This is a genomic window from Bradyrhizobium sp. (genome assembly GCF_036009065.1).
GTDB lineage: Bacteria > Pseudomonadota > Alphaproteobacteria > Rhizobiales > Xanthobacteraceae > Bradyrhizobium.
This window is the reverse complement of sequence record NZ_DASYMN010000089.1, coordinates 1-9,409: the sequence shown is the minus strand read 5'-3', so window position 1 is coordinate 9,409 and position 9,409 is coordinate 1. Positions and strand designations below refer to the sequence as shown.

Here is a 9,409-nt window from a genome sequence, read left to right as displayed (position 1 = left end):
TAGTTCTGGAACACCATTGCGATGTCGCGCTCGGCCGGCTCGATCTCGTTCACGATCCGCCCGCCGATGTCGATCTTGCCTGATGTGGTGGTCTCGAGGCCGGCGATCATGCGCAGCAACGTGGACTTGCCGCAGCCGGAGGGACCGACCAGCACGCAGAACTGGCCGTCGCCGACATCGAGGCTGATGCCCTTGATGGCCTCGAAACCGCCGGCGTAGGTTTTGCGGACGCCTGTCAGCGTGACGTTAGCCATCGTGCCCTATTTCTCCGTCTCGACGAGGCCGCGCACGAACAGTCGCTGCATGAACACCACCACGGCGACGGGTGGCAGCATGGCGAGGATGGCGGTGGCCATCGCCAGCTGCCATTCCGCCAGCTCGTCGGTTGTCGCCAGCATTTTCTTGATGCCGGTGACGATGGTCTGCATCGAATCCTGCGTGGTGATCAGCAGCGGCCACAAATACTGATTCCAGCCATAGATGAACTGGATCACGAACAGCGCCGCGATGGTCGTGATCGACAGCGGCAGCAAGGTGTCCTTGAAAAACCGGAACGGTCCGGCGCCGTCGATCTTCGAGGCCTCCAGCAATTCGTCGGGCACGGTCATGAAGAACTGCCGGAACAGCAGCGTGCCGGTCGCCGACGCAATCAGCGGCAGGATCAATCCCGCATAGGTGTCGAGCATGTGCAGGTCCGCCACCACCTTGTAGGTGGGATAGATGCGCACCTCGACCGGCAGCATCAACGTGACGAAGATGATCCAGAACGCGGTCTGGCGGAATGGAAAGCGGAAATACACCACGGCATAGGCCGACAGGATCGAGATGAAGATCTTGCCGAGCGCGATGCCGAACGCCGAGATGAAGGAATTCATCAGCATGTGGCCGACCGGTTCGCGGCTGGTGCGCGAACCGCCGATGAAGATGGCCCGGTAGTAGTTTTCCAGGGTGCGGCCGCCCGGCGATAACGGCATGTTGCCGCTGACCACGGTTGCCGCGTCATGGGTGGAGGCGATCAAGGCGAGGTAGACCGGAAAGGCGACAACGAACACGCCGAGGGTGAGGATGGCGTAGGCGACGATGTCGTTCCAGGGGCGGTGCTCGACCATCAGTACTGCACCTTGCGCTCGATATAACGGAACTGGACGGCGGTGAGCGCGATGACGATGACCATCAGCACCACCGATTGCGCCGCCGAGCCGCCGAGGTCGCCGCCGAGCCGTCCGTCCGCATAGACCTTATAGACCATGGTGGTGGTCGCGCCGGCGGGGCCGCCGCCGGTCACCGCATCGATGATGCCGAACGTATCGAAGAAAACGTAGACCACGTTCACGACCAGCAGAAAGAACGTGGTCGGCGACAGCAGCGGAAACACGATGGTCCAGAACCGACGCATCGGGCCGGCGCCGTCGATCGCACCGGCTTCGATGACGCTTTTGGGGATCGACTGCAGCCCCGCCAGGAAGAACAGGAAATTGTAGGAAATCTGCTTCCACACCGCGGCCATCACCACCAGGATCATGGCGTGGTTGCCGTTCAGCAGCGGATTCCAGTTAAAACCCATCAGGCCCAGCGGCCGCGCCAGCGTGCCGAGCGAGGGATGAAACATGAAGATCCACAGCACGCCGGCAACCGCCGGTGCAACCGCATAGGGCCAGATCATGAAAGTCTTGTAGACCGGGGCGGCCTTCAGGTTCTTGTCGGCCTGGGTTGCGAACAATAGCGCGATGGTGAGCGACAACACTGCGACCAACGACGAAAACACCGCCGTGGTCAGCATCGCCTTGTAATATTCGGGCTGCGCAAACAGCGCCTGGTAATTCTCCAGGCCGATGAATTCCGACGACAGGCCGAACGCGTCCTCGCGCAGGAATGACTGCCAGACGGCCTGACTGGCCGGCCAGTAGAAGAATACAAATGTAATGATGAGCTGCGGCACCAGCAGCAGGTACGGAAGCAACTTGCTGTTGAAGACGGCGGACTTTTCCATCTACCAATCCTCCGTCATCCTGAGGAGCCGCGCGCTTGCGCGGCGTCTCGAAGGATGGCCGCAAGGGCTTGTGGCGCATCCTTCGAGGCTCGCCGTGAAGAACGGCGAGCACCTCAGGATGACGGGCGTGTTGGTCTGGCCATCCGGCCTGGCAGCGAGAGTCCGCCTTCCCGCCGCGAAACCGGCGGGAAGGTCATTCCGTGCGTGAAACCACGCTTCCATTTATTTTGCGGTCTTTTCAAATGTCCGCAACACGGCGTTGCCGCGAGCCACGGCGGCGTCGAGCGCCTCCTTGGCGGTTTTTTGACCGGCCAGGGCCGCCTCAATCTCTTCAGCCCAGATGTCGCGCATCTGCACCATGTTGCCGAAGCGCAGGCCGCGGGAATTCTCCGTCGGCTCCTTGTTGGTAAGCTCCTTCAGAGGCGTTTGTGGCACCGGATCTTTCTCGTAGAAGCCGTCCGCCTTGGTCTTTTCGTAAGCAGCCTTGGTGATCGGCAGGTAGGCGGATTCCTGGTGCAGCTTGGCCTGGCGATTGGTGTCGGAAAGAAAGGTGAAGAATTTAGCGACGCCCTTGTATTCCTCGGGCTTTTTGCCGCCCATCACCCACAGCGACGCGCCGCCGATGATCGAATTCTGCGGTGCGCCGGCGGCGTCAGGATAATACGGCATCGGCGCGGAGGTGAAATCGAACTTGGAGGTGGCTTTCGCGCTCGCGTAATAGCCGGATGAGGTCAGGAAGATCGCGCATTCACCGGAGCCGAAGCGTCCCTCGCTGGCATTGCCGCGGCCGGCATAGTCATAGGTCTTGTCCTTCTGCAGGTCGATCAGGTTCTGCAAGTGTTTGACGTGCAGCGGCGAGTTGAACTTCAACTCGGTGTCGAAGCCGTCGAGCCCGTTGGCCTTGGTGCCGATCGGCACGTTATGCCATGCGGAAAATTGTTCGATGTGCGCCCAGGTGGCCCATGCGTTGGAGAAGCCGCAGGTCGTATGACCCGCCGCCTTGAGCTTCTTGGCGGCCTCGAACACTTCGGGCCAGGTTTTTGGAATCTCGGCGACGCCGGCCTTCTTCAACTCGTCCTTGTTGATCCACATCACCATCGACGATGAGTTGAAGGGAAACGACAGCATGTCGCCTTTTGAGGTCGAGTAGTAGCCGGTAATCGCGGGCAGGTACGCCTTGGGATCGAACGGCTCGCCCGCATCCTTCATCAGCTGGTAGACCGGCTTGATCGCGCCGGTGGCACTCATCATGGTCGCGGTGCCGACCTCGAATACCTGAATGATGTGAGGCGCGGTACCGGCGCGGAATGCGGCGATGCCGGCATTCATGGTATCCGGATAGCTGCCCTTGAAGGACGGGACGACTTTGTAATCCGATTGGCTGGCGTTGAATTCGGCTGCAAGCTTGTTGACGATGTCGTTGTTGCCGCCGGTCATCGCGTGCCACCATTGAATCTCGGTAACCGCATGAGCAGGCGAGGCGAGCGCGAGCGCAACAGTAACTGCCGCGGCGGCGCCGAAGTGTCGGATAGCCATCAAAATCCTCCCGGTTGGACCGTCATCTTCATTTCGCGCGATAACAGCGCCGGATGACGTGCAAATGACCGTATAAGCAAAAGAATGCTATGGGGGAAGCACCGCCTGTGGGAAGCGGGAAAATAGGCGGAGGGGTTACTTGTCCCGGACGCGGTGCAGCGTTCTTCACGCTGCTCCGCAGAGCCGGGACCCCGCTAGCCACGACGAAGCCGGGACCCCGGCTCTGCAGCGCACCGCTCCGCAACAGCTACCCGCTGCGCTGGAGATTAGCGCTTCCGTTCCGGCCCGCAGACTACGCCCTTGGCCACCAGCGCATCGATCTCACCCGTCGAGTAACCGAATTCCGCCAGCACCTCGGCGGCGTGCTCGCTGAATTTTGGCGGCACGCCGCGCAACGACGCCTTGCTGCGTGCAAAGCGGATCGGCGAGGCCACGCCCTTGTACCAATCCTTCCCGATCACGTCGCCCCGATGCACGGTGTGGGCACTGGTCAGCGCCTGGTCGATCGACTGCACCGGGCCGGCCGGCAGGCCCGCGGCGAGCAGGCGATCGCAGAGCGGACCGGCGTCATGCTGGCTGAACACGGCGGCGAGTTCGGCGCGCAGCGCTTCCCGGTTGGCGATGCGGTCCTTGTTGCGCGCAAAGCGCGGATCGGCGCCGAGTTCCGGCTTGCCGATTTCCTTTGCCAGTTTGCGAAAGGTGCCGTCATTGCCGACGCCGATGAAGATGTTGTCGGTTCTGGTCGGGAAGATCGCGTAGGGCACCAGGTTCGGATGCTCGTTGCCGGTCAGGCTCGGCGGCTTGCCATGCATGAAATAATTCGCCGCGTGCGGATGCATGATGGCGAGGCCGGTTTCATACAGCGTCGTCTCGAGAAACTGTCCGAGGCCGGATTTCTGCCGTTCCGCCAGCGCCATCAGGATGCCGATCGCCGCATAAAGCCCGGTGGTGATGTCGACCAGCGGCACGCCGATCCGCATCGGCCCGCTTTCGGCCGAGCCGGTGGCGGCGATCATGCCGGTCATGGCCTGGATGATGGCGTCGTAGCCGGGATTGCCGCCGCGCGGGCCGTCGCCGCCAAAGCCGGAAATCCGGCAATGCACGAGTTTTGGAAATTTTTCCCGCAACGCCGCGTTGCCGATGCCCCATTTGTCGAGCGTACCCGGCTTGAAATTTTCGATCAGGACGTCGGCGCTCTCCAGCATCTTGAGCAGGACTTTGCGGCCGCCCTCCGATGCCAGATCGAGCCCGATCGAGCGCTTGTTGCGGTTGATGCCGACGAAGTAGGCCGCGTCGTCGTCATGGAATGGCGGTCCCCAGTCGCGCACCTCGTCGCCGGCCGGCGGCTCGACCTTGACCACGTCGGCGCCGTGATCGGCGAGGATCTGCGTGCAGTAGGGCCCGCCGAGAACGCGCGTAAGATCGATCACGCGCAGGCCGGTCATGGCGCCGGGAGAGGGGGCAGGGGGCATGGGCGGATTGGATGTCATGAGACACATAAATCATCACAGCCGCTTTTTCGCAAATGCTCGGCGGGACGCCGACTTAAGATACCTCTCGAACGCGAAAGCCCGCTTTTCGTCGCTGAAAGCGATGTAGGTCCTCAGCTTCCAAGGCCGGTATTTCGAGGTGTGCGTTACTTCCCCAGCGTTGTGTTTCGTCAACCGGGCGCGGAGGTCATCGGTAATCCCTACGTAGAAATGTTCAGGATCGAGGCTTTCAAGAATGTAGACGTACTTCACGACGCCGCTCCAGCTTGCCATTAGGCAGCGTAACGGCGGCATTGCTCGGATCAAGCGAGCGCCGGTTGCGGTCGGCCCCGCCTTCGCCCTCTCGCCGCGCTGCGCCGTAGCGCACCGGGTCGGGCTACGGCGAGGCAGCCTTCGCTTGCTTCGCTACGATAAGCCAGCGTGCGCTTGCCTAGCCGTAGCTTGCGAAGCAAGCGAAGGCTGGTGGAGCCAGGCGGGATCGAACCGCCGACCTCTTGCATGCCATGCAAGCGCTCTCCCAGCTGAGCTATGGCCCCAGGCTTTCGTCACGCCGCAAACGGCGCGGGCGGCAACCCTGATCACAAATCAGGGCTGATCTCAAGTCTCCTCGTCGCCGCTGACATCGCCGATGATGTCGGTCACGTCCTCGTCGCCTTCTTCCTCGTCGGCGATGAAGGTGGAATCGTCGTCATCGTCATCCTCGATGGTCTCGTCGATCTCGATGTCGTCTTCGGACTCCGGCACCACGGCCTTGACCTTGCCGGTATTCTCCTCGGCATCGGCTTCCTCCAGCGGCACCAACTCTTCAGCCTCGGCGGGCTCCGGCGCGGCCTCGGCGGCGGATGCGGCGGCCGCGGCACTGGCGCGGGCTGCGGCGTCGGCGCGGGTCCGCGGCGGCGGAACAGGTGCGATCGGCACGACCTCGCCGGTATAGGGGGAAATCACCGGATTCTTGTTGAGGTCGTAGAATTTCTTGCCAGTGGTCGGGCAAATGCGTTTGGTTCCGAGATCGGATTTGGCCACGTGCTTTAGTCCTGGGGATTTTTCGAAAAACGGTGCTTCACTTGGCTAGTTGCGCCGCCGCTGTCAATAGCGCTTTGCGAGAGAGTTCTGGCCGCGTGACGCCGCGTGGCCCATGTGTTACGTGCCGCCGGCGCGGAGGACACAATCTTGACCCATTCAGACCAACCGAGCCCGCTGCAGGCCCGATCGGGCGGGGCCCTGACCGGCAGGGTCCGCGTTCCCGGCGACAAGTCGATTTCGCACCGCGCCCTGATTTTGGGCGCGCTGGCGGTCGGCGAAACCCGGATCAGCGGGCTGCTCGAGGGCGCGGACGTGCTCAACACCGCCAAGGCGATGCAGGCACTGGGCGCGCGGGTCGAACGCCATGGTGCAAACGGCGCGGCCGTTTGGTCGGTCCATGGCGTTGGCGTGGCCGGTTTTGCGCCGCCGGACGCGCCGCTCGATTTCGGCAATTCCGGCACCGGCTGCCGGCTGGTGATGGGCGCCGTCGCCGGCTGCCCGATCGTGGCGACGTTCGACGGCGATGCATCGCTGCGCTCGAGGCCGATGCGCCGTGTGCTCGATCCGCTGGAATTGATGGGCGCACGCGTGGGCGACGCCCAAGAAGGCGGCCGACTGCCGCTGACCCTCAAAGGCGCCCGGGATCCGCTGCCGATCCTCTACCGCACCCCGGTGGCGTCGGCGCAGATCAAGTCGGCGGTGCTGCTGGCGGGGTTGTCGGCGCCCGGCGTCACCACGGTGATCGAGACCGAGGCCAGCCGCGACCACACCGAATTGATGCTGAAGCATTTCGGCGCTGTGATCACCTCGTTGCGCGAGGGCAGCCATGGCCGCAGGATCGCGCTTGCCGGCCAGCCTGAGCTGCACGGCGCCGAGGTCGTGGTGCCGGCCGATCCGTCCTCGGCGGCATTCCCGATCGTCGCGGCCCTGATCGTCGAGGGCTCGGACCTCGTGCTGACAGATGTGATGACCAATCCGCTGCGCACCGGGCTGTTCACGACGCTGCGCGAGATGGGCGGCTCGATCGAGGAAAGCGAGGTGCGCGGCGACGCCGGCGAGCCGATGGCGCAATTCCGCGTGCGCGCCTCAAAGCTGCGCGGCGTCGAGGTGCCGCCGGAGCGCGCACCCTCGATGATCGACGAATATCTGGTGCTGGCGGTGGCGGCGAGCTTTGCCGAGGGCACCACCATCATGCGCGGCCTGCAGGAATTGCGCGTGAAAGAATCCGACCGCCTGGAGGCGACCGCCGCCATGCTGCGCGTCAACGGCGTCAAGGTGGAGATTGCCGGCGACGACTTGATCGTCGAGGGCCGCGGCCACGTGCCCGGCGGCGGCCTCGTCGCCACCCACATGGATCATCGCATCGCGATGTCGGCGCTGGTGATGGGACTGGCATCGGATAAGCCGGTGACGGTCGACGACACCGCCTTCATCGCCACCAGTTTTCCGACATTTATCCCGATGATGCGCGGGCTGGGGGCGGAGTTTTCGTAGCAACATGGCAAAAGCCCTTGAACGCGATGCTGTGCTCGATGCCTTTGACCGGATCGGTCGGGCGGCGGTCGCGGCGGGGACCAAGCTGCAGATTGCGGTCTACGGCGGCTCGGCGCTGATGCTGGCGAGCAATTTCCGGTTTGCGACGGAGGATGTCGACATCGCCGATATCGGCGGCGATTGGCCAAAATGGTTGACCGACGTCGTTGCAACTATCGCCCTCGAGAAGGGCTGGAGTGACGATTGGCTGAATGATGGCGTCGTTTTTCATCTTAGTCCGCTCGCAGATCGAGCGAAGGACCATCTGGAATTCGGCACATTCCCGCGTGACAGTTCGCCGCCCGGTCTTGTGGTTTCGGTGCCGACGGCTGAATATCTGCTCGCGCTAAAGCTGAAAGCCTTTCGTACGCAGGATACGTTGCGGGGAGATACCGAACGGCTCGACATTTTGAATCTGATGGATGTTGTCGGCATATCGACGGCAGATCAGGCAATTGCCGTGCTCGGAAAATACTTTCCAATTAGTGCCGCATCTTCGGAAAAGCAGCGTTTTCTGCTAAAGAACATAGACAAGAGCGGAAAATCGGATGCGCCCAAATACCCTCGCTGAAGCCATCGCACGTATTCAATCAGGTGTGGCATGGGATGTCGCGCTGGCTGAATTTGTTGATACCTTCGATCTGGCCCGGACAACCGAGGCGCGTTATGAGACGATCGAAGAAGAGCCCGCTTTAACCAACGATTGCCGATTGGATGCGCTGGCGGGTGCGATTGCCGAGTATCTTGCCAAGCAGCGCAAGTTGGGCCGAGTTCCGGCGTGGGCATCGGGGCCAAAGCGTAATCTCGATACACCTTGGTTTACTGCAACCAACGCGTCCGACGCCATGCGCGAATACCTGACCTTTAGCAGTCCCGCTGAATTCGCCTCGCGCAACATTTTCACCGAAGAGCGGCCGTTGCGCCGCGCTCGGGGCCACCTCAACCCCGCGGGACGCGGGACTTCATGATCATCGCCATCGACGGACCGGCCGCCTCCGGCAAGGGCACGCTCGGCAAGCGGCTTGCCGCGCATTACGGCTATCGTCACCTCGATACCGGGGTGATCTACCGCGCGGTGGCCAAGGCCCTGCTGGACGCGGGGGCGGACCTCGCCGACGAGATGATTGCGGTTTCAGCAGCGCTGGCGCTCGATCCTGAAAAGTTCGGCAATCCCGTACTCAAGACCCAAATCGTGGGCGAGGCCGCCTCCGTGGTGTCCGCGATCCCGCGGGTACGGGAGGTTTTGGTGAATTTTCAGCGGCAATTCGCGTCGGATCCGCCGGGCGCGGTGCTCGACGGCCGCGACATCGGAACCGTGATCTGCCCCAATGCCGACGTGAAAATCTTCGTCGTCGCCGACCCAAAAGTCCGGGCCCGCCGCCGCACCCTGGAAGCCCGCGCGCGGGGCGAGGATGCCGACGAGGCTGCGGTGCTGGCGGATATTCTGAAACGCGACGAACGGGACCAGAATCGGGCCGTGGCGCCTTTAAAACGGGCCTCAGATGCATACTTGCTCGACAACTCGCATTTGGATATAGAAGGCGGCGTCCGGGCCGCCATCGACATTGTCGAGGCCGTCCGAGCGGGCCGGCTTAGGGTTTGACGCCCTGCCGTCATTGGAGGAAAGCCCGCTCCAGGTTCTTGAAGTCGATAACGCTTTCAGGCTCCGGAACAAATCAACGTATCGAACGTGCAGGCATGCTGCCGGCCCGCTCTCGCGATTTTTTGCGAGGCGGTCGTCGGGATTTGCGGACCCCGACACTTCACGTAGCGATACGCCCTTTAACCCGAATGGCCGGCGACACCCGCATCTGGAGAACAAATGGCTTCGACTGCT

General features: G+C 62.7%; 11 protein-coding genes and 1 tRNA gene. 4 read left to right on the top strand and 8 right to left on the bottom strand.

Translation table 11 applies throughout. From position 1 onward, the window contains the following. The 8 genes from VGP39_RS05520 to VGP39_RS05485 form a co-directional block, all read right to left on the bottom strand. On the bottom strand, nucleotides 1-254 hold a 254-nt coding region (locus VGP39_RS05520; protein WP_327567099.1), incomplete at its 3' end, for an ATP-binding cassette domain-containing protein. A gap of 6 nt (nucleotides 255-260) precedes the next feature. After that, nucleotides 261-1,109: a sn-glycerol-3-phosphate ABC transporter permease UgpE gene (ugpE, locus tag VGP39_RS05515; protein WP_327567098.1), complete on the bottom strand. Its 849-nt coding sequence runs from the start codon at nucleotides 1,107-1,109 to the stop codon at nucleotides 261-263. After that, nucleotides 1,109-1,990 (bottom strand): sn-glycerol-3-phosphate ABC transporter permease UgpA, encoded by an 882-nt coding sequence (ugpA, locus tag VGP39_RS05510; protein ID WP_327567097.1) that lies wholly within the window; start codon nucleotides 1,988-1,990, stop codon nucleotides 1,109-1,111. Before ugpA ends, ugpE begins: the two co-directional genes overlap by 1 nt. A gap of 222 nt (nucleotides 1,991-2,212) precedes the next feature. Continuing rightward, nucleotides 2,213-3,526: a sn-glycerol-3-phosphate ABC transporter substrate-binding protein UgpB gene (gene ugpB / locus VGP39_RS05505; protein ID WP_327567096.1), complete on the bottom strand. Its 1,314-nt coding sequence runs from the start codon at nucleotides 3,524-3,526 to the stop codon at nucleotides 2,213-2,215. Between the two features lie 266 nt (nucleotides 3,527-3,792). Continuing rightward, nucleotides 3,793-4,998 (bottom strand): CaiB/BaiF CoA-transferase family protein, encoded by a 1,206-nt coding sequence (locus tag VGP39_RS05500; RefSeq protein WP_327567095.1) that lies wholly within the window; start codon nucleotides 4,996-4,998, stop codon nucleotides 3,793-3,795. Between the two features lie 33 nt (nucleotides 4,999-5,031). Further along, complete coding sequence (locus VGP39_RS05495) at nucleotides 5,032-5,268, bottom strand: GIY-YIG nuclease family protein (RefSeq protein ID WP_327567094.1); 237 nt, start codon at nucleotides 5,266-5,268, stop codon at nucleotides 5,032-5,034. Nucleotides 5,269-5,476: 208 nt separating this feature from the next. Continuing rightward, a tRNA-Ala gene (locus tag VGP39_RS05490) sits at nucleotides 5,477-5,552 on the bottom strand. Nucleotides 5,553-5,613: 61 nt separating this feature from the next. After that, on the bottom strand, nucleotides 5,614-6,039 hold the full coding sequence (locus VGP39_RS05485) for a TIGR02300 family protein (RefSeq protein ID WP_327567093.1): 426 nt from the start codon (nucleotides 6,037-6,039) through the stop codon (nucleotides 5,614-5,616). A gap of 147 nt (nucleotides 6,040-6,186) precedes the next feature. Here VGP39_RS05485 and aroA point away from each other — a divergent pair, with 147 nt between their 5' ends. From aroA to cmk, 4 genes are read left to right on the top strand one after another with little or no spacing between them, the layout of a single operon-like run. Continuing rightward, on the top strand, nucleotides 6,187-7,533 hold the full coding sequence (gene aroA / locus VGP39_RS05480) for a 3-phosphoshikimate 1-carboxyvinyltransferase (RefSeq protein ID WP_327567092.1): 1,347 nt from the start codon (nucleotides 6,187-6,189) through the stop codon (nucleotides 7,531-7,533). A 4-nt stretch (nucleotides 7,534-7,537) separates the two neighbouring features. Continuing rightward, nucleotides 7,538-8,143, top strand: a complete 606-nt coding sequence (locus tag VGP39_RS05475) for a hypothetical protein (RefSeq protein WP_327567091.1) — start codon at nucleotides 7,538-7,540, stop codon at nucleotides 8,141-8,143. Further along, nucleotides 8,121-8,540: a hypothetical protein gene (locus VGP39_RS05470; protein ID WP_327567090.1), complete on the top strand. Its 420-nt coding sequence runs from the start codon at nucleotides 8,121-8,123 to the stop codon at nucleotides 8,538-8,540. The genes VGP39_RS05475 and VGP39_RS05470 overlap by 23 nt, the downstream gene beginning before the upstream one ends. Then, entirely contained in the window at nucleotides 8,537-9,175 is a 639-nt protein-coding gene (gene cmk / locus VGP39_RS05465) for a (d)CMP kinase (RefSeq protein WP_327567089.1), read from the top strand. The genes VGP39_RS05470 and cmk overlap by 4 nt, the downstream gene beginning before the upstream one ends. Nucleotides 9,176-9,409: the final 234 nt, after the last annotated feature.